We start from the raw sequence: 25,720 nt of genomic DNA on the forward strand, positions 1-25,720 counted from the left end.
AATTTAACCTTACTTTTACGTCTGGATGCAAAACAAAAAACCCGCACTCTTTAAAAGATCTGCGGGTTTTTTATGCTTAGATTTTTCGCTATCTGACAGTTTATTTTACCAGCATCAGCTTTCTGGTTTGAGTAATCTGACCAGCTGTGAGGCGATAGAGGTACATACCGCTGGCGAGATTACTGCCGTCAAAGTTCACCTGGTACGATCCGGGCGCCTGCTGACTGTTGACCAGCGTTGCTACTTTCCGGCCGGTCATGTCATACACATCAATCGAAACGGTTGCCCGTTCTGCAACATCATACCCGATAACCGTCGTTGGATTGAATGGGTTTGGATAATTCTGTTGCAGTTGTGTAGCCATTGGACGTTCAGTACCGTCCTCTATTCTGTCTACCGAGGTATCAACGTTGTCATCCTCTCCGAGTATTGCAGCGAATGCAGTGATTGATTTAGCTGTGAACAGAATTTCATAGGTATCATCTTCCGGATCTACAGACATGTATCGCAGGGCATCATCTCCCGCGGCATTGCGATCTATAAAGAAGATTTGCTGTCTCACAGCGTTGTATTCAATATCGGTGACCACACCGGTAAAAAATTCCTGGATGGTTTCCCTGTCGGATCCATCGCTGTTCACCGCCCATATCCGGGTGGAGTTACTGTAGTATACTTCATCGCGGTCGGGATTATAGGCGATGCCGCTATCGGTATAAAACCCTTCGGTAGTAACCGCCTCAAGGTTCGCTCCATCCAGGTCTGTTTTGTAGATTCCATCACCTTCCATATAGAGAAAGATTCGTTCGCCCTCTATGTCCAGCTCAAGTCCGCGGATGGAATTTCCAGCATCTAAGGAAATCAAGGTTTCCTCTGCCTCTTCATCATTCAGGTTCGTTCTGTAAAGACGGCGTGAATCGATCATGTAGAGATCATTTGTGACCGGGTCGAGCTCAATCCGCCTGAACAAGGTGCCGAATACACTGAGATCCTTGACTACTGAAATATCAGACCCTGTAAAATTGGAGCGCATAACCTGGTGTGATGAAGCCTCTGTAATAAAATAGATCCATCCTGCATCTGCATCCACAGCAAATACACCTCCAAAAAATGATGGGACGGTTAAAAATACAGTATTCGCATCTCCAATCGTCCATTCATTAACGGTAAAATTGTAGCGAAGAATCAGTGAATTTTGTTGATCATCGAAGATCATGTTTGATATGCGATCCGAGCCGCTGTAAACCGCTTCTGGTGTGCCGGATTCTGCAGCCAAATCCAGTTCGTAAATAGAAGAGCGGTCTTCACTGGTCAGCATTAACAGACGATTGTTATCTTCATCCAGGATAATTTGATAGATCGTCTGCGAACTTGAAAAGAGTTCCGTTAACGTAGCGGTTTCCGTATCAATATGGTATAATTTTTGGGAAAACGATTCATCTACAACAAAGTAGAGATTTTCCCCGGCTGCATCTGAAATCAGGTGTTCAAATGTTCCGAATCCTGTACTGGAGTAAACATAAAGCGTGTCGGAATCTTCACTTTCAGCCGGCCTGGACATCAGTTCGGTTTCTCCAAGACCATCTGATTCAGCCCAGAACATGGTACCCGCGGCATCCATGGCAAGACCAAACACATTATTATTTGCCATGATTTCGGTAGAAATAGTTTCTGTTTCCAAATCCATCGCCTGAACCTGGGCGTTCGAAGTGAAGTAGAGCACCCCATTTTCGGAATCAAATTCTGTTTTGATGGTCAGAAATGAATTTGAAAGGGAGTTTAGTTCTTCAAACGAGGAAAAATCCCGGCTCGCTTTAAAAACCCTGCGATTTTCGATTAATACCAGGCTGTCATTTAGTGCGTTGTAATGCCCATGTCTATAACTGACGCTATTATTTATGATGGTAGTTGTAGAGTCAAGATCAGGGTGGTACGATCGAATGGACTTCACCGCGCCATCACCACTGTCATCGATGTAGAAGATAACGTTTTCCGCATCTTGTGCGACGGTTGACGAGGCGAAAGCCACCGAAAGTATAAGTATGAAAAATGTTGATAATAGTTGTAGTGATATTTTCATTATAAATGATAGTTGGTTTATTGAGGTAATAACTGACCTAAATAGCGTGGAAACAAAAAGATGTGTGTCAAAAAAATTGAGAAAAGAATTAAAAAATCTTGCCTGAATAAGAATTATTCAGATAAGTAATTAGTACACAATCAGTTGAAGAGATATAGCATCAACAACTCATTCATTTTACTATAGTCCGCAATAGCGACGGACAGAATGCGGATTTTATCTCTCCGCGGCAGATTAGTATTTATCGAACTGCTGGATGAAACCGTATCTTAGGTGGCAAAAAGGCTATACGTTCATAGATGTTGCGGGGCTGGTAACAAGCATAGCTGTTTGTTTTATCATCGTTATTTCGGGGATCAAAATGCGCTCGGACAAACTCCTGAATGGAACAATGGAAATGTGCTTATCGTTACAGCTGTTGTTGAGCAATGGTCTGATCAATCACGTATTAAATTTAGCATGATTGAACTTCCATCGATTCACCATGGAGGGGGACTCTCTTCAATTCCCAAACAAGATGGCCGGAGAGTTTAACCACTATGGATCAAATCATAGTGGTTTTTAGAAATTTTACAGGGTTGAGTGTACTTACCGCACCGTTGTTGTTTCATTCACCCAGGCGTAGCAGGCACTCAGGTCACCGTTGATTTGAAATGGCTGACCATCTTCCCAGTCGCTGAAAAACTTATCTTCGGAGCTTGGCATTGCACCTTCATAGGATTCAGCACGGTTATCAGCGGTTGATGCGAGTGACGGGTCAGCCGCTTTGGCTTTGTCGAGATAGTCAAGTACCAGCCAGTAAACGGCACGATCTTCTCTGTCAAGCGTGCCCCCACCGGTGCAGTCGGATATCGTATTGGCATAAATAGATGACATCCTCATATACGCCTCACCGTAACTCTCGTCTATATCTATTGCTTGATTCGCGTAGTCCCGGGCCTGTTCAAAATTATCCAGCTGCTGGTGGGCTTCAGCAATTTCGAGGGCGATCACCTTTTGTTCTTCTGCATCTTCAGTAAGGTCCATCGCTTCTTCGAGGTAGGTCACCGCCTCACTATAATTACCTTCTGACAGATAGATATCCGCAAGCGCCCGGGTATTTTCCAGGTTTGGATTGAGCTCATAGAGTTCATTTGCAGTTTCAGTTGCCTTATCGCCCTGTCCTGTTTCTCCATAAAGATCTACCAGGTTCAGCAACATTTCTTCTCTTTCGTCTCCTTCTGCATCCGCTAACCTGGATTCGATAAATTCAATTCTCTCTTCCGGATTCTCAAACAACCCATCTCTTACTTCAGCAATTGCGTCTTGCAGTTCCGGACCGGCATACGGTTCAACTTGTTCAATCATCTCAAAGGCCTCATCCCGCTGACCATTGTTTGCCAGTTCCGTTAAAACAACACGTGCAAAAAATCCATCCCCCTCTTCGGCAAAACGTTGACTGTCTATTTCATAAAGCTTTTGATACGCTTCTATTGCATCATCCATTGTGGCGTCGAGATGCTCACGATTTTCGTGATAAAACCGCCCTTGCCTCAGGTACCAGTCGTAGTAATCCACTTCATCTTCCGAAAATGTTTCAAACGCTTTTTTAATTGTCATTTCAGCATTTTCGAAATACTCTTCTTTCACGCTGGGATCACTTTCTTCTTCCGCGATGGCAACATAGATCGAGACCATTCTTTGAAAATGTCGCTCCAGGGAAAATCCTGAGTGCCCCTCCAGTTCCCGGGGTGTGGCTTGCAGCATCCATTCTCCATATTGAATTGCAAGTTCATAATCGTCACTTCTATAGGCATCAACAAAAACAGAATATGCCTGCAGCTCATTCATACCGTGCGGAGGTTCGTCCTGCGCTTCCGAAGTTAACGGAAAGATGAGAAGTGCCGCGAGAGTAAGGAATAAAAATTTCATAGCATTCTTATATTTGGTTCCGGGTTGTGATTGCTATACTAAGGTTAGATATCATCCATACAGAATAAAAAACCAATAAAGCAGATAAATCATTCATAAACATAACGTTATGAACGCAATTATTCCAAAACATAGTGTGTATAAATGAAATAATCATCAACTATATAAAGTGAAATACCGCCCGAATGTTCCATATGGGGATTCTACAGGTATTCTGTTCACTATTATAATTCAACCGGGTGAGCCACTCCGGGTTAAAAACTTCTTACAATTTGTCCTGACGATTCTCTCCAACTTTTAGTAACATCAACCAGACTTTTCTTAAACCTAAGTTGATAAGTATGAAACGTTTTTTACTTCTTTTTCTCTCTTCTTTCTTGACCCTGGCGGCATTTGCCCAGGATAACGGCAACGATGAGTGGGATGTAACCCAGCATCGCGCCAATTACACCGACATCAGTTTCGAAACTTCCGAAGGCACCTGGATGAACCTGGATGTGAGTCCGGACGGATCCGAGATCATCTTCGACCTGCTCGGAAATATCTACACCATGCCGATCGACGGCGGCGAAGCGACTGTTCTCCGCGAAAGTCTCGCGTATGAAATTCAGCCCCGTTTCAGCCCCGACGGCTCAAAAATCTCTTTTACCAGTGATGCCGGCGGCGGCGACAACATCTGGTTAATGAACCGTGACGGCTCCGATGCCCGGCAGATCACCGACGAGAGTTTCCGCCTGCTGAACAACGCATTCTGGTCGCCCGACGGCAACTACCTGGTTGCCCGTAAACACTTTACCTCCGCCCGTTCTCTGGGTGCCGGTGAAATCTGGATGTATCACATCACCGGCGGATCGGGCATTCAGCTCACCGAGCGGCCGAACGATCAGCAGGATAAGGGGCAGCCGTTTGTATCTCCGGATGGGAAATATGTTTACTACAGCCAGGATGTCTATCCCGGCGGATTTTTTCAGTACAACAAAGACCCCAACAGCCAGATTTACGCCATTAACCGCTACGACCTTGAGGAAGGCTCAGTTGAGCGCGTAACCGGCGGACCGGGCGGCGCGATCTCCCCCACCATCTCTCCCGATGGTGAGAAGATGGCTTTTATTAAGCGTGTTCGAACCAAATCGGTTCTTTACATCCGCGATCTGGAGACCGGCATTGAACGTCCTGTTTTCGACAACATGAGCAAAGATCAGCAGCAGGCGTGGGCGATTTTTGGCCCCTACACCAACTTTAACTGGACGCCCGACGGACAGCATCTGATCTTCTGGGCGCAGGGCGGCATCCACAAACTGAATGTGGAGAACTACGAAGTGGAAGAGATTCCGTTTACGGCCGAGGTCAATCACCAGATTGCCGATGTGGTCCATTTTGAGTTTGATCCCGCACCCGACACGTTTACCGCTAAAGCGATCCGCCACGCGGTAACCTCACCCGATGGAGACCTGCTCGTATTCAACGCGGCCGGATTTCTATGGAAAAAGGAACTGCCAAACGGAACACCCGAGCGGCTAACGAATGAAGAAAACCTCGAGTTTGAACCGGCTTTTTCACCCGACGGCAATACCCTTGCCTGGGTTACGTGGACCGATGAAGATCTCGGCGCCATCAAAACACTGAGGCTCGACCGGCGGCGTGCCAACCCGGAAACAATCACAACCGAAAAAGGAATTTACAGAACACCTTCATTCTCCCCGGACGGAGAGACGCTGGTGTTTCGACGTGATGGCGGCAACAACCACCAGGGGCATGCCTACACTCAGAACAGCGGAATCTTCACGATGCCGGTTTCGGGCGGAGAAAAGACCCGTCTGCGCGGTGGCGGCAGCAGCCCAATCTTTAATGCATCCGGCGACCGTATTTTCTACCTGCAGGGCACCAACTTCCGCAGTGTGGATCTGAACGGACAGGATGAAAAGCACCACTTCAGCTCACAATACGCACTAGAGTTCACACCGAGCCCCGACAACAAGTGGGTGGCGTTTCATGAACTCTATAAAGTTTACGTTGCCCCGATGCCTCAAACCGGGTCGGAACTGACGCTGAGTGCAAATACCCGAGCCATTCCGGTAACGCATGTAGCTCAGGATGCAGGTTACAACCTGCACTGGTCAGCCGACGGCGAAAAACTGCACTGGACTCTGGGTGAGAAGTATTTCAGCGTGGAACTCGAAGAAGCGTTCGACTTCCTCAACGGTGATACCAGCGAAGAACTTCCGCTCGGCGACAGTGACGGCATCCGCATCGGCCTGGAGCTCGATACCGACAAACCCTCCGGCGAAGTGGCGTTCACCAATGCGCATATCATCACCATGAACGGCGACGAGGTGATTGAGAACGGAACCATCGTGGTTCGTGACAACCGGATTGAAGCTGTTGGTACTGATGTGAACATCCCGGACGGTGCCTATGTGATGGATGTGGAGGGCAAAACCATTATGCCCGGCATGGTGGATGCTCACGCCCATATCGGCAACTTCCGCAGCGGACTGAGTCCGAACCAGCAGTGGGAATATTTTGCCAACCTGGGGTACGGCGTAACCACGGTATTTGACCCCTCTTCCAATACCGAGATGATCTTTTCACAGGCAGAGATGATTCGATCCGGGAATATGACCGGCCCTCGCATTTTCTCAACCGGACGCATTCTCTACGGAGCTGAAAATGTGCAGAAAACCGTGATCAACAGCCTGGAAGACGCACGATCTGCCATTCGCAGAACACAGGCATTCGGAGCCACGGCTGTAAAAAGCTACAACCAGCCAAGACGCGATCAGCGTCAGCAGGTGCTTGAAGCCGCCCGTGAACTGGGCGTGAATGTAGTTCCCGAGGGCGGATCAACGTTCACCCACAACATGAGTATGATTCTGGACGGACACACCGGCATCGAGCACAATGTGCCGATCTACCCGCTCTACAATGACGTGCTTACAGTGTGGGGAGCCTCTGATGTCGGCTACACGCCCACTCTTTCCGTTAATTACGGAAGTATGAGCGGCGAATACTACTGGTACCAGCACACCAACGTATGGGAGAAAGAGCGGCTGCTCACGTTCACACCACGCGGAGTTGTGGACTCACGATCGCGCCACAGAACCATGGTTCCGTACGAGGAGTATGAAATCGGCCACTTCCAGAGTGCTGCCGCAGCCAAAGATCTGCACGATCTGGGTGTAACGGTAAACATTGGCGGGCACGGACAGCTTCAGGGTCTTGCCGCGCACTGGGAGGTCTGGATGTTCACCCAGGGCGGGATGAGTAACCACGATGCTCTCCGCACGGCCACCATCAATCCGGCCAACTATATTGGAATGGGCGAGCATATCGGCTCACTCGAGCCGGGCAAACTGGCCGACCTGATCGTGATTGACGGCAATCCGCTGGAGGATATTTTCGACACTGAGTTTGTGGAGTACACCATGATCAACGGACGTCTCTATGATGCCTCAACCATGAACGAAATCGGTAATTACGACCGCGAGCGCCTGCCCTTTTGGTGGGAGCGCGAAGGGTACAGCGAGCAGTTCGACTGGCACACGATTATGGAAGCTGACGGGCACGGACACGGACATTAAAAAAAGGGGTGTTCTTTAGTGTAATTTTAATATCTAAATCAGCCGGGCGATTTCAATCGTCCGGTTTTTTTATTTTACGCTTCTCACAGTAATTGTTTTCGAGTTAGATTCTAACTAAATTAATTGAGCCTATAAGGCACACAGAATATGAGATATTTTAACTGGAATGAGGAGAAAAACCGCTTGCTCAAAAAGAGCCGAAATATCTCATTTGAAGAGATCGTTTTATCAATTGACAGTGGTGGATTGCTCGATATTGTGGAACATCATGATCAAAGCAAATATCCGAATCAAAAACTATTGATCGTTGAGGTAGAAAACTATGCGTATGTTGTGCCATTTTTACTATCTGACGAGACATACTTTCTGAAAACCATATATCCCAGCCGAAAGGCAACTCAAACATATATCAACAAGGAGGAATCATAATGGATTACCTGGATAAAGATGAAAAAGAGATCATGGAATCCTATGAAAATGGAGAGTGGGTTTCTTCCGGCGATGAGTTAAAAGAGGAAATCAGGCAGGCCGCCAAAAACAGTATCTTGAAAAATAAACGAATCAACATTCGGCTCACCGAAAAAGATTACCACGATATTCAGGTGAAAGCGATGGAGGAAGGCGTCCCCTACCAAACGCTGATTTCCAGCCTTATTCACAAGTTTAATAAAGGGGAATTGAAGTGATGAGACTTCGGACCTTTTAACCAGCCGACCTGACCGTGATTGACGGCAATCCGCTCGAGGATATCTTCGATACCGAGTTTGTGGAGCACACCATGATCAACGGACGGCTATATGATGCCTCAACCATGAACGAAATCGGAAATTACGACCGCGAGCGCCTGCCGTTCTGGTGGGAGCGCGAAGGCTACAGCGAGCAGTTCGACTGGCATACGATTATGGAAGGTGATTCGAATGGGCACGGACATTGATATTTCCCCCTTAGAAAAGGCGGATACAGGGGGATGTTTAATCTCCCCTGCCAGTGCTTTTCTGGCCCCGAGTGCATTTCTCGGGGAGGGGAGATGGTTTTCATCAGTGTTCTGATGAAAACCTGAGGGGTGTACCTGAATCAAGATTCAATATCATATTTGACAGTTCGATACCAAACCTCCAAGGTTTTAGAAACCTTGGAGGTTTTTTTATTCTGCTCCGAAAATTTCGATAAAAGAATCCCTGAAACTGTATGCATAAATAACCGGCGAATCATACACCTCATCCGTTCTCTTCATGGTGTAGATCATTCCATCGCCTGCCGCAACAACCCATTAAACAGCAACACTTTGCCGCGGCGGCCGGTTACCAAAAGCTCTCCCCTCTTATTCACCTCCACGAACCGAACCGACAAATACTCCTCCGGTTCAAGACCTATCTCCATCTCTTTGGTAAATTTATCCTCTAAGTCGCTGATCACACGACTCTGTTCTTTTGCACAGGATACAGAAAGAAAGAAACTCACAATAACAATGATTCGCTTTATCACAACTTTGCTAAATCCTGTTTCGAAATATTATTATTCTTTCGTGTACCATGGAAATTATAAATGAAATATGCCAAGCCGCTAACAAACAGTTACCTGACCTTATTCCGATTTAACAATTCGAATAACTTTCTGCATGGGTTGATCAGGGTCTAACCCCTTCATTTTCATATACTCTCTTCGCAAAGCTTCAAGTGCCATAAGTCTCTCCTCCGGTGTTTTGTTGCGCCAGTACTCCCGCTCATCTTTGTACTGCTGAGGGTCTTTCAGGTGATATTTCTTTACTATTTTTTCCATGGCATTATAAACTAAAGATACGAAATTTGATCATCACACCCGATTTTGAAATCTAAATGAGTATTGCAGTATATTAAATCATATCCGGATCTATATGTACAACATATTTCCTGAACCGATTTGAGAGATATATCCCGCTATCTATCCGTGCCATATACATTGGATAGAATGGTTCTCCATTTTAATCAACTATCCGAATTGTGATTTTACTTCATAGTTTGGAAAAAAAGTAAGCTTGTTATTTTTCAAAGAGTCCTCATTCATTGTTTCTCAAATGAGTTATAAACTCACTCATCTATTCGCAACCTTTTTTGTTATTTTAAACTGCAGTTTACGTTCAGATACACAGATGAGCTGCAAAAATCAATTGAGTACCATGAAATTACTGTCGATATTCGCTCTATCCACATCACTGCTCTTCTTATTCGGTTGTGATGATTCCAGCCCGCCAACATCAGATCAGGGTCAGGAAGAAGAGACCGAACAGGTTCGCGAAACTGTGGACGTAAACAATGCTCAATGGCCCATCAGCCGGGACCGGATGGAAAACAGTGATCTTTCCTACGCCCAGTATGGCCCCCGAAGTCTTCCCAGCGGATACGATTTTCACGCCGGGATCGATCTTCCGGCATCCACAGGAACCAATGTCTATCCCGTACTTCCCGGCGAGGTGGTGGAAACCGATCACTGGGGCGGGTCAGGCAGCGGAGCCGGAAATGCAGTTACCGTCAGACACTCCGACTCTCTCGCCACCAGCTATCTCCACGTGGATCGAATCTCCGTTCAGATGGGAGACTGGGTTAACAGCGATGATGTGGTGGGCACGGTTGGACGAACCGGTGCAAGCTACCCGCATCTTCACCTCGGTTTCTTTGTGGATTTGCCAAATCCCAACCGCCGTGATGAGCGCTACAGCAAAAATCCGCTGGAAATCCTTCCGTACCGGGAATCCATTGATATTTCGGCCACATTCGGTGAGAGCGTTATGATTACACTTGATATGCCGCTTCAAAATATGACGGCCAATTCCATTGAACTGTCCGGAGAAGGGGAAACAAGAAAAGCAGACTATTATGAAATTGTTGCCCGCGGATGGACCGATCGCAAAGAACAGGTTCAGGATGGCATTCATTTCAGTGCGGACAGAAGAACTGAAGATCATCAGCGATTCAACCTTCATGTGATTCCTGCAGGGAACGACTTCAAGCCGGACGCAATTACTATTCGTGATTATAACGGAGTGATTTTGTTTGAAGCCAGTGCCGAGGATTAGCAGTATTGCCCCGAAAAAGACCGTTTTACGAAAAGCATTGGAGGTTTATCCAACCGATGTAGACATTTCACTCCTCAATTATTTTCATCCTGTATTCATCAAATCCATAATTTGAACCTTCCTGTACAATCACTTGGTAAGTTTGCACACCTAAAGCTTTCAAATCCCGAATTTGACCCAGAAAAGGTAGTTTTTTTCGGGTAATTAAGCTCCCATCATTTAAATCCCTTAAATCTGCATAATAACTCCACTGGGTCCTGTCTTCTAACGGAATCGGTTCATACCAGTGTACAAAAAAGTAATTTTCGTTTAGTTCCCGGAGGTCTACCAGGCTGGGATAAAATTTCACTTCATATGAGTTTGGAGTCACTTCAATATGTTCCACCCAGGGTTCAGGAATCACATCATCTGTGGACTCCCAAAGCAATGTATGTTCATCTGAATAATGTCTTATTTCGTACGGTGCATTTAAGAGTAGCAAGTATCCCTGATCCGTTTTTGCGAATTTCCCGGAATTAAGCTGATTTTGTATTGACCGGCTTACAAACTGAATACCTGTAATATCCCAATCAATAAACTCACCAACAGAAAATTCATACTCTTTGGAGCTCTTGTCATGAAAGTGCAATAAAGCGTTATTATCCTGGTGATTGCCTGTAATCGTTACGTAATCATGCCAAAAATATAACCCGTGTAAAGCATTAACGGTATAGTCAATTGGATAGGTCTCAACAAATGATCCCTCTTTCGGGTTAAATGTTGAGATTCTGCGATTTTGATGATCCAGCACCATAAGCAGGTTTTCATTTTCTGACATGCTATAGGACATTGCCCGACCAATATCGCCGGGACCTCTTCCCTGGGTACCAAAACTGTTTATTAAATCTCCAGAATTATTATAAACCGAAAAATGATCCCGGTTCAAAACAATAACTTTATCAGTATCAAAATATTGAGCAGATGCCCCGGGAGCAAAAGCGTGCTCATACCCTGACAAAAAAGAGCCCAGCTTTTCAAAAATAATAGACTGTGATAAGATTGTACCTGGAAAAATAGAACTAATGGAGAATATCATAGCGGCAAATTTTATTCTCTTCATGATGATGGCAGGTGTAAGTTTGGAGTAACGATATACAATTTTCTCACTTCGAATCGACATCTTGATGTTTTCCTAAATAGTAAAAAAGTTTAAAAAGGGGCAGTGAGCTTTCATTCAGCAGTAACTATAGTACAAAAATCGTATATGCAAATTGACTCTCTAAATGAAATGCATAAACTGTACTGGACTATAGAAAAAGCTGAAAGCGGGAATGTGAAAAAAATATGATCTTTATTTCAAATCTTTTTTAAAGCGGATTACCTATGAACTAAATCGCTCAGATTTACACGAATGATATCCTCTTCAAACATTCCTGCTAAATATAGCCAGGGTTCATCATACGCCATAGAAAATATTGTAAATAAGGTATTATCATCTTTATAGAATCGATAACTCCCTTCATGAGCCCAATTATTCTTCTCTTTTTTTAGCAACGTTAAAAATCTCAATTCTGCATGCCTGTTCGCATAGTAGACGGCTATCCTGTTATTTAGATATAGTATATCTATAATAAAATAATTCATGCTGATCCGTTTATCCGTTTCAACTGCTATTGGTGGCGGATTTAAAAGAACCGATTCATTGTTTTCAATTCCTGTGCTTTGCAAATTTGAACGTTCAACATTGGATTCTATTAAATCCAAACCTGGAAATTTAATCTGAAGAATTCGATCAATTTGATACTCTCGATCATATATAAAAATAAATGGCAAGGCTGGATTGATGACGGCCAATTCCTCACCATTACTATCCATATATACTTCATTATACTGAACTGGTTGCTGCCCAATGGGGATAATTCGTCGATGAAAAGCCTGGACAAAATCTGGTTGATCTGTAAGATTCAGCTTATTCACTACAAACTGTTCATTCGTTGCAGACATGTAGTAAAAATTGTTTGATGAAAAAGCAAAATCATTAAATGGATGTGAATAGAGATCCTCAAGAATTACATCTTTTATATGATTCCAACCTAAATCATACTGAATAATTTTATATAAGCTGGTATCTACTATAAAATGAGACTGTCCATCCGAATAATAGTAACTGATTCTCCGATACTCACCCGGCCCTTCGCCCTCGAATTGATATTTTGCCAGATGTTTACCCGATCGGAGATCGATCTTTTTTATGCCTTTCTTATCATAATTGACAATGAAAAGTGATTCTCCATGAACTGAAAACCAATGCCCCAACCCAACATCAAATGGTGCATCTAGCGGTGAACGAATGGTTTGATAATTCTGATTCCCTACATCAATAATTTCCGCTTCATCTATAGAAATCGTTTCTATTAGTTCATCTCCATACAATTCGTAAATTGAACTGTATCTATCGAAAGAACGATCATTTGAACAACCAACGAATATTATGAAACAGATAACAATAGATCTCATTCGTGCCTATTAATTGTTGACGGAGCAAGTTTTCAATTTTAAAACTTATGCAATTTATACTTCACACATAACAGGATCCAAACCTCCACAAATCGTACCTGTATATATTCCAGATCCACCATCTCTACCCGTATATCCGTCAGTACATGCTATTCCAAAAGCCCAAATACCACTACCACCAAAATGTTGTACAAATGAAACCGCACATAGTGCTCCAGTTTCACTATCTATGTAAGTACATTCTGTTTCACAATTAGCATTTACATCTGTGAACGATAGCATTAGGAAGGAAAATAAAAGAAAAAGTATTGAGAAGATTTTTGATTTTTTCATTTTTTCATTTTTTTAAATTAGATAATCAAATTCCCTAATAATTTAATTTCAAAATATTATACTCGAAATAAGCACATCTACGTATTATACTAAGCACATGTGCGTACTTTCTATAACGTCTATTCATCAGTAATTCATTTAAAATCACCATTTCTAACCTTCCAAAGCCATTTTATTAACCCATGGCGACCTCGGATGTCTAATTTGTTACAAATATTGTTCCTGTGCTTCTGAATGGTTCGTGCCGATAAATGCATCTCCTCTGCAATCTCCTTATTTGAATTTCCTCTCTCTACCATTTTCAAAACTTTAATCTCCCTCGGGGTTAATATCTCAACGGCTTCCAGGTAAGTTTTCCTGTTAGTTAGTTAGTTAGTTAGTTAGTTGGTTGGTTGGTTGGTTGGTTGGTTAGAATCTGACATGATGATAGTTACTGGTTTTTAGTTTTGATGAACAATTTGTACACACTTCGAATCAACATCTTGATGTTTTCCTAAATAGTAAATTCGTTTAAAAAGGGCAAGAGTAGTGACACCCTCCATCAATCAGTGCTAAAATTAATCACGATATCCTTGTAAGAACAATCGAGAAAGACAACTACGTATCAACACTAATATAAGATTAAGAGCGATTGCTGCTGCAAACAGTTCGGCTGAACTACATTTACGCAAGAGATTGACCTTGGCAATAAGTTTACGGGAAAACTTATCGGTTTCAGGCATGCTCTCTGTTTGACATTTTATTCTACCAATCGATTTCGATTAACATAATTTTCACCTGTTCCTCCGATGGCCTGGATATGCCAAACAGTTCGTTTCCATTAAAAGAAAACGGGGTAAAGTGAGACGGCACTTTGGTGTAATGCGTATGATCCGACTCAGTGTTGTGAATGATTACAACACCATCAGTACTTCCTGCGTAAAACGTGGTTATTACGGCCCATTCAGCTTCTACAAGAAATGAGTGATGTAATGGTAACTGTTCGGCATCTCGAATGGCATCACTTACAGCCGGAATGGCATTGATCACCGGCTCCAATCTTTGTTCGAGATAGGATGCTGAACGTTCACTTATCGCCCGGTCGTTTTCATTTAAAAAGGTGTAAGAAACGGATTCATTGCCTTGAAGATCTATTCTCTCCCAGGATGTATCATGAGAATGCAACGTGAAAAAATTGTTTGCACTTTGAGCCCAAAGTGATCGGCCGGCAAGCGGATGGTCAATGTGTGCTCCTTGTCTGAATGGCATTTTTTCTATCCCCTCAAATTCAAAAAGAAATTCAACCGGATCAAATTGTCTGTCGGCGCTGTATAAATGATAGCTATTCTCTCCTGAAGAGTAATCATCTGTATGGTTATAGAGTACATAGGGCCCGGTATCTGTCACAAATATTTCCTCAATCATATTCTGATCCGGCACTTCCGGAGAGAATGAACGAACATAAATCAGCTCACCATCTTCAACCCGGAATTTAGATATTCTGCTCTGCATCCTGTCAAGCACATATAAATAACCACCTGAGCCTTTATGCAACTGATTGATGACTTCAAACTCTCCCGGTCCATTTCCCTGCCTGCCTGTTCGGGATAGTAAGGTGCCATCAACATGCAGTAACTCGAGGGATTTACGGGCTTCATCCACAATCACCAACTGCTCATTATTCCATCGCAAACCACGTCCGGGATTGTACAGTACCGGAATATCAATTATACGTGCTCCTGATGTTCCTACTTTCTCCAGTTCCTGTGATATTTGGACCAAATACGGATCATCCTCCAATGATTTATCTTTTTCGCCGGTACAGGATACCATCAGAACAGATATTATGAGGGCTTGTAGATAGATATTTTTCTTTATTGGCTGGCATATGACACTCATCATAAATCTCTTTTTGATTTATAGATATTTCCCTAAAATGAAATATGCAGAAATCAAAATCAACTGTATGGAGATGCAATAGTCTGTCCGATTTCGAATGGGGTGCAGTAATTGTAAGAAGAGTTTCAAAGGATAAACAGATCAGACAAAAACCTAAATGCGATGTCAGTTTATCTCTTCGAGGGTAAATTCCAGCTTGAAAATCGTGCCTTTGCCATTTTTTCCGGGATGATAGGACGCCTCGCCCCGAAGCTGACTCACAAGTGTGCGGATGAGAGTAACGCCCAGGCTCTGCTGCGATTCATAATCAAAATCTTCTGGTAACCCAACGCCGTTATCTCCGATCTCAACGTGCAGCTTATCTTCTGATTCTTTCAAAATAATAGAAATTTCACCATTCACTGCTCCAAGAAATGCGTGTTTATACGCATTTACGATGCATTCATTCAGAAGTAGCGAGAACGGTATCGCCTGGTTGATGTTCATCTTGACCTGCTCCAGGTTATAATCCATCTTGATATTTTGATCCGGCTGTTTGAAGGAATCAGATACAGCGTCTACAAGTTCAATTACAAAATCGGAGATAACGATATCTGCAAACGTCTCGTTCTGATAGAGTTTTTCATGAACCAGTGCGATCGACTGTATCCGTAGCTGACTGTGCTGCAGTGCAATCTTTGCACTTTCATCCTCCATATTCCACATTTGCATCTGCAATAGTCCGGAAATAACGGCAAGATTATTTTTTACCCTGTGATGAATCTCTGCCAGTAAAATATTTTTTTCATGCAGCGAATCACTGATTCGCTTCTCCGACTCTTTTTGAACACTGATATCGCTCGCTACAAAAACCAGGCTCGCCTTCTCACTCATTTCATCAGCCACAATCGAAGTTGACAGGATTACAGGCAGCCAATCCCCATTTTTGCTTTGCAGCTCTGTCTCAAATTCCTGAACTCCGACATCGTGATTAACCAGTCCTTTTTTTACAGAAACTCTGGTTTCATCTGTGAACAGTTCCCAAATGGTGAAATCGTCAAGATCACCGTTAGAGTAACCGAGTTTTCGGTATACTGTTTTGTTCGACATAATAATGGTCCCTTCTTCATCCGTTACAAATAGCATATCGCCCATCGACTGAATGATATTATTCACATACGAACGGGAAACCATGCTTTTGCTCAGGTTCTCGGCCATCTGGTTAAAAGTATCAGCCAGCCTTGATAGTTCATCGTTTGACTCAAGTTTTATTCTCTGATCCAGGTTACCGCTCCCGATTTGCCGGGCAGCTGTGGTGAGGGTATTGACCGGCTGCGTAATCGACCGATAAATAATGAAAGCGAACAACAGCGAAAATGCAAAACCGAATACAGTAACAAGAATAATTCGGCGCACCGTCTGTTCCGCCTGGGCTTCGAGTTTCTCCTGCTGCAAACCCAGAAACAGGTTTGAATTATACCTGAGATTATCAAGCAGGGGTAGCAGGGTATTACGGAAATAGGGTTCGATTGTAACGTTAAAAATCTCTTCGCCATAATCCTCTTCCACATCCTGATCCAGTAACTCATCAATCAAACCACGGTATGGGCCGTACGTCAAGGTAAGCGAATCCATCAGCGTATGCATTCGCAGATGAAGTTCACTCAATTCATCACTTCCCAATTCATCACGATGGGCATGATCAGAAAATTCTATTTTGCTTTCCGCAAACTGCTCCATATTTCGAAGAATCATATCCCTTGCCTGGCGAACCTGGGATGATGTACGCAGAGATTGATCCCCTTCTCGCAGTTTTTCACTCTCTGTTAAAAAATTGCGGGTGTAGAGCATTGAGTTTTGCAGAGATACGGTCATTTCGGTTAGTACCTGTAGCTCTTTTGCACTTTTTTGGCTCTCCTGAATTAAATCGTTTTTGATTTGATTACTCAGGTAGTACGAAAGGGAACCGGTGATAAGCACCAGAAATGCAACGGCCAGAAAACCCAATAAAAGTTTGGTTCCTAAGCGCATGTGTAAAGAAAATCTACAATATTTTTAGAGCAAATGAACAAATATACCTGTAATTATTTCCGTAGTTAGTTTTAAGGCCAACTTCATAGTTTAATCAATAGCCAATAAACTTGCACTTTTTTATACCGTTCTTTTACAAATAGATTAAAAATCTATCAACTTTTCTATTGCTTCACTAATTTTATGTTGGTCAGGCAGTACGCTTTCCATCAGATTAATATTGTAAGGCATCGGTATATCAGGCATTGTCAATCGTTGAACAGGCGCGTCAAGATATTTAAACAGATCTTCGGTAATCGATGCAGAGATCTCTGCTCCAAAACCTGCTGTTCGGGTATCTTCATGCACAATTAAACAGCGGTTCGTCTGCTTAACGGAACTGTATACCAATTCTTTGTCCCACGGAGAAAGTGTTCGAAGATCAATAATATCGGCAGAAATTCCTGAATCTTTAGCCGAAGCAAGTGTTCTTTCACACATCGCACCCCAGGTTACGATGGTCAGATCATCACCTTCCTGTAGTTTTTTTCCTTTTCCGAATGGAAGCACAAATGAGTCTCCGGGGTACGGTTTCCTGGCCGATTTTGCATCAAGCAGATTTCTGTGCTCAAAAAATATTACAGGGTCGTCGCCCCTCATTGCCGATCGCAGTAGACCAACAGCATCCTCGGCATTTGAGGGATATGCCAGCCGCCAGCCGATCATCCGTGAAAAGAACACCTCGTTCGACTCACTATGCCAGGGATCCCCGCACTTGGCAAATCCACCCGGCATGCGCACCACCATCGGAGCTGCAAACTTGTTTGCCGTTCTCCATCGAATCGTACCGCAATTTTTTAACTGCTCTGTTGCCGGATCCGCATATTTTCTGAACTGAATTTCGGCTACCGGCATCAAACCGCTGTAAGCCAAACCTACCGCGCGACCGATGATCCCCTCTTCTGAAAGGCTGGTATCAAAAACGCGTTCGTTTCCGTGTTTCTTCTGAAGATCCATTGTTGCGGCATGAACTCCGCCCTTTGCTCCAACATCCTCACCAAAAACCACCACCCGCTCGTTGATGGATAGTTCAGAATCGAGAGTTCGGCGAACGGCTTCAACAATATTAATCCGCTGTTTTTCAGATTCGGGTGTTTCCGATTCTTCCGGCCGGTCGTATCCGGCTGATCTCAGTCCGCCAACAGATTGAATCTTTTCATCATCCGAATAAACAAATTTTGTGACATGACTCTCATCCGGATCCTTTCTGTTCCACGCTTTTTCAGCTGTTTGATTAACTGTATCTCTGCATTCATCAGATAACGAATCCCACTCTTTTTTTGAAATACGTGACGGAACCAGGTATTTTTTTAATTTACCAAGCGGATCATTTTTCTTCTCCTTTTTGATCTGCTTTTTCTCTTTGTACGACTGATTGTCTTGGTACGAGTGGCCATTCAGCCGCGGAACCGTCAAACGGATTAGTGCCGGCCCTCTTCGCGCACGTACATATTGAACGGATTGATGAATCAGCGACGCGGTATCTTCAGGCAGTGTGCCGTCTCCATCAAAAATGCGTAAATTTTTAAATGAACGAAGGTTATTTGCAATATTTGCTCCCGGCGTCTGGAAATTGCTCCCTACCGAGATTCCATAGCCGTTATCTTCAATAAAAAACAGTATTGGCAGCGAAAGCGTGGTAGCCATGGTGATGGCAGACCAAAATCCATTGGTTGCAACCGAGCCGTCACCGCCGAGTATCACTGAAATTGCACCTTCGTAGGCATCGTTTTCAAGATGATTACGATGATATTCCAGTGCCTGGGCCCAACCGGCTGCCGGTGTGTATTGCGATCCAACATCTCCCGCCATCGGCAGTACAACCGGCCCCTTATCGCCTGGTAAATTACATACTACCCCGATATCACGCCCATCACTGTAACCGCCCGATTTACCCATGGGTGCCGCCATCGCATCCTCAAGTTCGAGTCCAAGGGTTAGCATGAGCGGGCGAGACCGGTAATAGGCACTTGCAGCATCATGAGGGTGGTCGAGCTGTAAACCGAGGAGAATCTGCGCCAGTTCATGTCCGCGTGCTGAGAATTGGTACAGAACTTTTTTATCGGGTACCAGCTCATTTTCTTCTTTGTCGTCGAGGTGCCTTGAGGTGAGCATCAATCGGGCAACCTTATTCCAGTCAACCGTTTTGATAAAATCTTCGCTTGTTTTAACTGCCATAATTTAACTCAGAGACTTAAACTCAATTAACTTCTGATTTCGGAATAGATTTTCATAAAATGATCCATTTCGGATTGTGTGCCGATCGTTATGCGGACACAGTGAGGTAACCCGAATGCATTTAATTGTCTTAAAATAACGCCATTTTCAAGCATTTGCTGTGAAAAATTAATAGCCTCATCCTCATTCTTCAACACCAGCATCACAGAATTTGAGATGGATGGCACGTACACTGCCTCCTGCTCGTTGAAGAAGTCGCAGAGACGTTTCCGCTGATTTTCAACAAGCTGAACACTTTTTTCAAGAAACGTATCATCACGGATAGCAGCAAGTGCGGCTGCTTGGGCGGGGGTCGTGGGCTCGAACGTAAGTTTACATTTCATCAGCTGCTCTATTATAACTGTGTCGGCGATCGCATAACCGATTCGGAATCCTGCCAAACCGTACCCCTTTGAGAAAGTCCGTGTAATAATCACATTATTGCGTCTGTAATCAAGTGCTGAAGGATATCCAGGTTTATTCCTGGCGTATTCGTAGTACGCTTCATCGGCTATAATCAATACATCATCAGGAACCGCATCAATAAACTCACGATAAGCTTTCTCTTCGATAAATGTGCCCGTCGGGTTATTGGGGTTTGCGATATAAACCATCCGCGTGTTCTCATCAATCGCGCTGATGATTGCCCGGGTATCATAACCAAAATCTTTAGTCACCGGCACCTTTTTAAGCCCGATTCCCATCACACCTGCCTGCACAAAAATCCCTACAAAAGTAGCGTCTGCCGTAACAATATTCTGTTCTCCTTCATCGGCAAATGTCCTGCATAGAATCGAGAGAATACTTTCTGATCCCGCTGCAACCAATACTTCACCTTCAGACACCGTATTCCGATCTGCAATCTCTTTTTTCAAAATTCTTGCAACGGGATCAGGATAGTCCTGTATCTGCTGAAGGGCTTCAGAAACCGCTGCCGGAACTTCCGGACTACAACCCAGCCGATTCTCATTTGAGGCTAATTTTGATATCTGGGTTACATTGTATTGCTGTTTAACCTCATCAATTGTTTTTCCGGCAACATATGGTTTCAGATTTAGAATTCGATCCGGTACTTTAATCAAAACAACAGCTCACGTATTAAAATTAGGAATAAATCTCCCGGCTGATCCTGATTGCCGGACGGATAAAGATACTTTTTTCAATGCACAGGAAGAAACAAAGAAAGCGCTTTCAAATGCAATTAATAATTTGATTGAAAGCCCTGAGTTACTGTTATTTAATAAACTTTTAAGAAAAATAAATCGTATGTCTAATCATTATGTCGTCACCGGATCGAGTCGCGGAATAGGGTATGAACTGGTTAAATCCCTGGCCAATAAAAATCACCTGGTAACAGTTGTAGCCCGGTCAGAAGAGAAATTAACTTCCCTCAGAAGTTTATTCCCTGAACAAATTTTTCCAATCACCGCAGATATAACGACTGAGGAAGGTCGGAATACGCTTATTGGACACATCAAAGAAAAGTCAATTTCGCTTGATGGTATCGTACATAATGCCGGACTCCTCATAAAGAAACCGTTTGAAGAGCTCACAGACGACGACTGGAACAGGCAACTCGATGTAAACCTTCTGGCTCCCGTATTTTTAACCCGCGACCTTCTCCCGCACATGAACAGCGGCAGTCATATTTTAAATATCGGCAGTATGGGTGGATTCCAGGGTAGCAGTAAATTCCCCGGACTTTCTGCGTATAGCGTGGCAAAAGGAGCGCTCTCAGTGCTAACGGAGTGCCTTGCTGCAGAGCTGGCCGATCGAAATATCTCTTCAAACTGTCTGTGCCTCGGCGCTGTTCAAACTGAAATGTTTGAAGCCGCATTTCCCGATTTTCAGGCACCCGTTCAACCCGGGGATATGGGGCGCTATATCTCTGAATTCCTGCTGGATGCCCATAAACTTTTCAACGGACGCGTTCTCCCTGTCTCCCTCGCTGATCCTTCGTAATGGATGCATGGGATTAATTATTTAGGTAACTTTGAGCTTTTGAAAAACTGAATATAATATCATTTATGAAGAAGCTGTTCCTTCCTGCCCTGATCCTCTTTGTTGTTATCTCATTCACGTTGAAACCTGCAACCTCCCATAGCCAAACGGTTGATCTGCTTGGAGGAAATATCTTAAACGGGGCCGTGACCGGCGCTCTTTTAGGGGCTGGTGTGATGGGACTTCAAAACAATGATGATTTTGCACCGCTGCGCATTGGAGTCGGGGCCGGTATACTTGGTGGTGCCGGAATCGCGGCATACGATATCATCACACTTCCTCAGGGCCAGCAATTTTTCATTTCCGGAGTGTTTAATGATGGAAATAATTCCTCAATTCTCATTCTTCTCGACACGATGTATGGCGCAGCAACCGGCGGAGTACTCGGATCAGCTGTAATGCTTATTCAAAACAAACCGCTTGTAAAAGGGCTTCAATATGGCGGAAGCGCAGGAGCCTGGGTCGGGTTTGGATTTGGATTAATTGATGCATTCACCCTTTCCGAACGGAATAGTGATTTCACCGCTTCATCGATCTTCAACCGATCTTCTATTATTGAAACCAGTGCCGGTCCTCTTGATTTAGGATTCGGCGAACCCACAGTTTATCACACTCTCAGCCTCGATCACAACTCCAACGGTATTGATTATGCACCCGGTTTTAAATTCTTTTCAATCAGCAGCCGGTTTTAAAAACGATTAGCTTATTTCTTCGTCGGGTCTGATTTCAGCGCCTTCTCGCTCATCTTCTGATGTAGCCATCGTGTAAAGAACTGCCCTTGTTGTATTTACATGCCCGGAAAGTGACGGATTGATTCCATCACTCAGATAGTACCACGCTTCCGGCGGACTCCCCATCCGTTTTCCTTTGGGATCTACAATATACCCGGTTTTGCCGGTGATGATCTGCCGGATCTGGTCGAGATCATTCTCATCGATATCAAAATCAAACAGTTCCATTTTATCCAGAAGACCCGGAATGATGGGAGGTGGTGAAATCCATATCACAGGATTTTCGGTTACTTCTTTGATCGCATCCTCAATGGTGGAGAGGTTTTCCCACGTTTCAGAAAGGGGAAGCAGTGTTCTTTTCGGTGCGATGGAGAGCCTGGTAGCATCAAACAGTCCAAGTGAAATAAAAACCCAGTCAGGCTCAAAACTGAGAACATCACGATGAAGTCTGCGTAACGCCTGTGAACTTGTGTCATTCGTTTGCCCCGCATTGATAAACCTGTAATCGGCATCCGGACGTGATATATCCAGCACTTCCCGCAATATTTCGAACCAGCTCTGTAAATCATCGGTTGAGGAATCTCCAATTGCAACAATCGTGTCGCCCGGTGAGAAAGGCAGATTATCAATCCAATCCATTACATCGTCATCTTTCAATAGCTCCAGCGCAGCCTCTTTTGCATTTTTAGAATACATATCACGCAGTGAAGAAAGCTCATCTTCTGTCAGGCCAAACAGGTTCGCAACAGCCGCTCTATTACTGATTCCCGGGAGAAGCGGAAATTGTTTTTCAATATTTAAAAACTGAAGAAGATATTTCTCGAGTGCTTCTTTTTCTTCTTCAGATGCTTTTTTAAAATTACTCATCAGGTATACTTTTCAATTAAAAATGATTTCAGTTTAGGAACGCCAACACCGGCTGTTTCAGAATAGTGCGTCCATTCAGTTGAACGTACCAGATCAGGTGTGGTTGGATCTACAACAAATTTTGGAATACCGGCGGGAGCAAAATCTACCAATCCTGCGGCAGGGTAAACTACAAGTGATGTCCCGATCACAACCAAAATATCAGTTGCTTGTATAATTTCTGTTGCGGGCTCAATATTTGGAACAGCCTCACCAAACCAAACAACATTGGGACGGAGCTGACTTCCATCGTCGGCAGTATCCCCTGTTTCGATCCGTTTGCTTCCGATGTCGATTACAGCATCCGGATCGACACTGCTTCTGGCCTGCCGCAACATACCGTGCAGATGAAGAACGTTGGCAGATCCGGCTTTCTCATGCAGATCATCCACATTTTGTGTGATTATAGAAACATTGAAATACTCTTCCAGTTCAGCGAGTGAAGTGTGGCCTTTATTCGGTTTCGCTTTTGCAGCCTGGGCTCTTCGCTGATTATAGAATTCGAGAACGGTATCCGGATCTCTCTGCCAGCCTTCAACCGTAGCTACATCCTCAATATCAAATCCTTCCCAGAGTCCCCCGGAATCCCTGAACGTAGATAGACCGCTATCCGCACTCATTCCTGCACCGGTGAGAACTGCAATCGATTTCATAAAGATGATCTGAGCGGTGTAATTTAGGTTCTCATCAGTTGTAACCAGGAACTATCTGGTTGATACTCATCAATGATATCAGCTTGTGCCTCAGATGCATATCTGGCAACCAGTCCATTAATTTCTGATTTGATGCTTTTGATACTATTGGCAATCAAATCGCTGTTAAAGCCAGATTCACCCAGCTTTATAGTCATATTAAGCGAAACCATTCTTCCGATTGCCCGTCCAAGCTGTACCAGTTTTCGCTGAGCCATTTTGTAATCAACCTCAAAATCAAGTTGATCCTTAAAGTGATCCGCTGCATGTTCTGTAAGTGAATAATCCTTCAGGAAATGATAGAGATTATTCACTTTAGATTTGCGCATAGATTTTAAAACAGACTCTGATATCTGCTGATATAAAATATCATTCGATCCTTCAAAAATCTGAAATGGCCGGCTGTCCACCAGGGAACGTCCGGCAATATGATCGAGACGGTATCCCTTTGCTCCAACAAGCTGCATCAGGGATTGAGATGCCTCGTGCATGTAATCAGTAATCACACTTTTTATGGAGTTTGCTGCAACGTCCATTTTAGATGTATCTTTTTCCATCGATACATTTGTAGATGTAAAATAAGCCATGGCTGAGCTGACCGTAAAGTAAGATTGCAAGTTAGCCAGTCTCTCTTTAACCTGATCATAATTAAATAGTGATTTCCCTCCAACATATCTATCACGGCAATGCTCAATTGCTTCATCCATTATTCTCCGAAGATAGCCTGTACTCATACCGGGAAACTGCAATCTGCTGCGATGTAATATATCCAGCATCATTTTAACGCCAGTAGATTTTGGTTGTAATCTATACTCTTCAGAAACAGTAATATCAATCCGGTTTTTACCATAAGGAAGCATCAAAAGTCCGAGATTTTTGTAATACTCTTCAACTTCAATCCCCCCTTTTGAGCTATCATGTACAAAAAAACCAATGTCGCGACCGAGATTACCTTCATTATCCATACCTCTTGCGGTAATAAGCCAGTAATCCGCCCAGCCTGTTAAACCGGCCCAATGTTTAAGGCCTTCAATTTTATAGTTACCTTGCTGATCCTTCTGAGAAAAACCGGTTTGCATTTTAAGCGCATCAGAACCAAAATCGGGCTCCGTTATCATCAGGCCACCCATATTATTATCAAGAATAAATCTCTTAAAAACTTCGGCCTGAGCCTGATCATGCCCATAATTTGCAAGTGGCTGCAGGAAAAGTGCACCATTGATCCCCATCATTAATGATAGTGGAAGAGATTGATAGGAAGTGGTTTCGAGCATCGTTAATGCTTCTGCTGTATATGCCCCGCGCCCTCCATGCTCACTTGGTATGAACGTGGATAGAGGTTTACAGTCGAGGATTTGTCGCATGACATACGGAGGCAGTCCTCTGTTGTTTACCAATTCATTTTCTTCATTTCTTTCGGTAAAAAGCTCAGATAATTTATTCTGATACTCATTAATAAAATCATTGAGGCTTTTCTTAACTGAGGCTGGTTTAATTGCGTCCAATTCCACGATTTTTAAATTTAAATGACACTTTCCAAATACATGCTTATAACACTAATAAGATAACAAAAGTGCCCCAAAAAAACAGTCCATTGATAACTGCCTTCGATTGACTCGTAAAGCATAATATTTATTCTATCCCAATCATCACAAGGTATTTTGCAAATAAGCAATTTTATAACCTGAAATACATATCCTTAAAATAGATCAGAATTGTGAGGGAATTAAAATAGATCTGATATATATCTATCTATTACAATCGGATTAATAAAGCGTCTTAAAATGGGGTAGTGG

At 43.7% G+C, this 25,720-nt stretch carries 23 protein-coding genes; 8 read left to right on the top strand and 15 right to left on the bottom strand.

Translation table 11 applies throughout. The features are described from left to right. Window positions 1-100: 100 nt before the first annotated feature. A complete protein-coding gene (locus DYD21_RS12110) occupies window positions 101-2,077 on the bottom strand; it encodes a T9SS type A sorting domain-containing protein (RefSeq protein WP_116037050.1) in 1,977 nt (658 codons plus the stop codon). 330 nt (window positions 2,078-2,407) lie between these two features. Between DYD21_RS12110 and DYD21_RS12115 the strand changes: the two genes are divergently transcribed. Beyond that, the gene (locus DYD21_RS12115; protein ID WP_116037053.1) at window positions 2,408-2,611 is read left to right on the top strand and encodes a hypothetical protein; all 204 of its coding nucleotides are present in this window, start codon (window positions 2,408-2,410) and stop codon (window positions 2,609-2,611) included. Window positions 2,612-2,665: 54 nt separating this feature from the next. Here DYD21_RS12115 and DYD21_RS12120 read toward each other — a convergent pair whose 3' ends face one another. Beyond that, the gene (locus tag DYD21_RS12120) at window positions 2,666-3,988 is read right to left on the bottom strand and encodes a lipopolysaccharide assembly protein LapB (protein WP_116037056.1); all 1,323 of its coding nucleotides are present in this window, start codon (window positions 3,986-3,988) and stop codon (window positions 2,666-2,668) included. Window positions 3,989-4,329: 341 nt separating this feature from the next. Between DYD21_RS12120 and DYD21_RS12125 the strand changes: the two genes are divergently transcribed. The 4 genes from DYD21_RS12125 (at window position 4,330) to DYD21_RS12140 (ending at window position 8,503) form a co-directional block, all read left to right on the top strand. Continuing rightward, entirely contained in the window at window positions 4,330-7,569 is a 3,240-nt protein-coding gene (locus DYD21_RS12125) for an amidohydrolase family protein (protein WP_116037059.1), read from the top strand. Window positions 7,570-7,716: 147 nt separating this feature from the next. Then, window positions 7,717-7,998: a DUF4258 domain-containing protein gene (locus DYD21_RS12130; RefSeq protein ID WP_116037062.1), complete on the top strand. Its 282-nt coding sequence runs from the start codon at window positions 7,717-7,719 to the stop codon at window positions 7,996-7,998. After that, complete coding sequence (locus DYD21_RS12135) at window positions 7,998-8,255, top strand: antitoxin (RefSeq protein ID WP_116037064.1); 258 nt, start codon at window positions 7,998-8,000, stop codon at window positions 8,253-8,255. Before DYD21_RS12130 ends, DYD21_RS12135 begins: the two co-directional genes overlap by 1 nt. 35 nt (window positions 8,256-8,290) lie before the next feature. Beyond that, window positions 8,291-8,503, top strand: a complete 213-nt coding sequence (locus DYD21_RS12140) for a hypothetical protein (protein WP_116037067.1) — start codon at window positions 8,291-8,293, stop codon at window positions 8,501-8,503. A gap of 308 nt (window positions 8,504-8,811) precedes the next feature. On the opposite strand, the gene DYD21_RS12145 is transcribed toward DYD21_RS12140, so the two are convergent. Together DYD21_RS12145 and DYD21_RS12150 are read right to left on the bottom strand one after the other, a co-directional pair. Continuing rightward, window positions 8,812-9,054, bottom strand: a complete 243-nt coding sequence (locus tag DYD21_RS12145) for a hypothetical protein (RefSeq protein WP_116037069.1) — start codon at window positions 9,052-9,054, stop codon at window positions 8,812-8,814. A gap of 99 nt (window positions 9,055-9,153) precedes the next feature. After that, window positions 9,154-9,348: a hypothetical protein gene (locus tag DYD21_RS12150; RefSeq protein ID WP_116037072.1), complete on the bottom strand. Its 195-nt coding sequence runs from the start codon at window positions 9,346-9,348 to the stop codon at window positions 9,154-9,156. Window positions 9,349-9,724: 376 nt separating this feature from the next. Here DYD21_RS12150 and DYD21_RS12155 point away from each other — a divergent pair, with 376 nt between their 5' ends. After that, window positions 9,725-10,621 (top strand): M23 family metallopeptidase, encoded by an 897-nt coding sequence (locus DYD21_RS12155; RefSeq protein WP_158551611.1) that lies wholly within the window; start codon window positions 9,725-9,727, stop codon window positions 10,619-10,621. Between the two features lie 67 nt (window positions 10,622-10,688). Here DYD21_RS12155 and DYD21_RS12160 read toward each other — a convergent pair whose 3' ends face one another. From DYD21_RS12160 to hisC, 8 genes are all read right to left on the bottom strand, one after another. Further along, window positions 10,689-11,720 carry a 6-bladed beta-propeller gene (locus DYD21_RS12160; protein WP_147303576.1) on the bottom strand — a complete coding sequence of 344 codons (1,032 nt, stop codon included), beginning with the start codon at window positions 11,718-11,720 and terminating at the stop codon, window positions 10,689-10,691. Between the two features lie 257 nt (window positions 11,721-11,977). Beyond that, window positions 11,978-13,117 (bottom strand): DUF4221 family protein, encoded by a 1,140-nt coding sequence (locus tag DYD21_RS12165; RefSeq protein ID WP_147303577.1) that lies wholly within the window; start codon window positions 13,115-13,117, stop codon window positions 11,978-11,980. 54 nt (window positions 13,118-13,171) lie between these two features. After that, entirely contained in the window at window positions 13,172-13,450 is a 279-nt protein-coding gene (locus DYD21_RS12170) for a hypothetical protein (protein ID WP_116037082.1), read from the bottom strand. A 134-nt stretch (window positions 13,451-13,584) separates the two neighbouring features. Next, the gene (locus DYD21_RS21510; protein WP_116037084.1) at window positions 13,585-13,797 is read right to left on the bottom strand and encodes a response regulator transcription factor; all 213 of its coding nucleotides are present in this window, start codon (window positions 13,795-13,797) and stop codon (window positions 13,585-13,587) included. Between the two features lie 397 nt (window positions 13,798-14,194). Then, a complete protein-coding gene (locus DYD21_RS12180; RefSeq protein WP_116037087.1) occupies window positions 14,195-15,331 on the bottom strand; it encodes a 6-bladed beta-propeller in 1,137 nt (378 codons plus the stop codon). 162 nt (window positions 15,332-15,493) lie between these two features. Then, window positions 15,494-17,338: a sensor histidine kinase gene (locus tag DYD21_RS12185; protein ID WP_116037089.1), complete on the bottom strand. Its 1,845-nt coding sequence runs from the start codon at window positions 17,336-17,338 to the stop codon at window positions 15,494-15,496. A 144-nt stretch (window positions 17,339-17,482) separates the two neighbouring features. Further along, the gene (locus DYD21_RS12190; RefSeq protein ID WP_116037092.1) at window positions 17,483-19,555 is read right to left on the bottom strand and encodes a transketolase C-terminal domain-containing protein; all 2,073 of its coding nucleotides are present in this window, start codon (window positions 19,553-19,555) and stop codon (window positions 17,483-17,485) included. A 26-nt stretch (window positions 19,556-19,581) separates the two neighbouring features. Further along, window positions 19,582-20,676: a histidinol-phosphate transaminase gene (hisC, locus tag DYD21_RS12195; RefSeq protein WP_116037094.1), complete on the bottom strand. Its 1,095-nt coding sequence runs from the start codon at window positions 20,674-20,676 to the stop codon at window positions 19,582-19,584. Window positions 20,677-20,860: 184 nt separating this feature from the next. Between hisC and DYD21_RS12200 the strand changes: the two genes are divergently transcribed. Beyond that, window positions 20,861-21,556, top strand: a complete 696-nt coding sequence (locus tag DYD21_RS12200) for an SDR family oxidoreductase (protein WP_116037151.1) — start codon at window positions 20,861-20,863, stop codon at window positions 21,554-21,556. A gap of 65 nt (window positions 21,557-21,621) precedes the next feature. Further along, the gene (locus DYD21_RS12205) at window positions 21,622-22,287 is read left to right on the top strand and encodes a hypothetical protein (protein WP_116037097.1); all 666 of its coding nucleotides are present in this window, start codon (window positions 21,622-21,624) and stop codon (window positions 22,285-22,287) included. A 6-nt stretch (window positions 22,288-22,293) separates the two neighbouring features. On the opposite strand, the gene DYD21_RS12210 is transcribed toward DYD21_RS12205, so the two are convergent. From DYD21_RS12210 to DYD21_RS12220, 3 genes are read right to left on the bottom strand one after another with little or no spacing between them, the layout of a single operon-like run. Next, complete coding sequence (locus DYD21_RS12210) at window positions 22,294-23,193, bottom strand: GDSL-type esterase/lipase family protein (RefSeq protein WP_116037099.1); 900 nt, start codon at window positions 23,191-23,193, stop codon at window positions 22,294-22,296. After that, window positions 23,193-23,885: a Sir2 family NAD-dependent protein deacetylase gene (locus DYD21_RS12215; protein ID WP_116037102.1), complete on the bottom strand. Its 693-nt coding sequence runs from the start codon at window positions 23,883-23,885 to the stop codon at window positions 23,193-23,195. Before DYD21_RS12215 ends, DYD21_RS12210 begins: the two co-directional genes overlap by 1 nt. Window positions 23,886-23,908: 23 nt before the next feature. Beyond that, a complete protein-coding gene (locus DYD21_RS12220) occupies window positions 23,909-25,429 on the bottom strand; it encodes an acyl-CoA dehydrogenase family protein (protein WP_233505534.1) in 1,521 nt (506 codons plus the stop codon). Between the last annotated feature and the right edge of the window lie 291 nt (window positions 25,430-25,720).

Source organism: Rhodohalobacter sp. SW132 (assembly GCF_003390325.1).
GTDB lineage: Bacteria > Bacteroidota > Rhodothermia > Balneolales > Balneolaceae > SW132.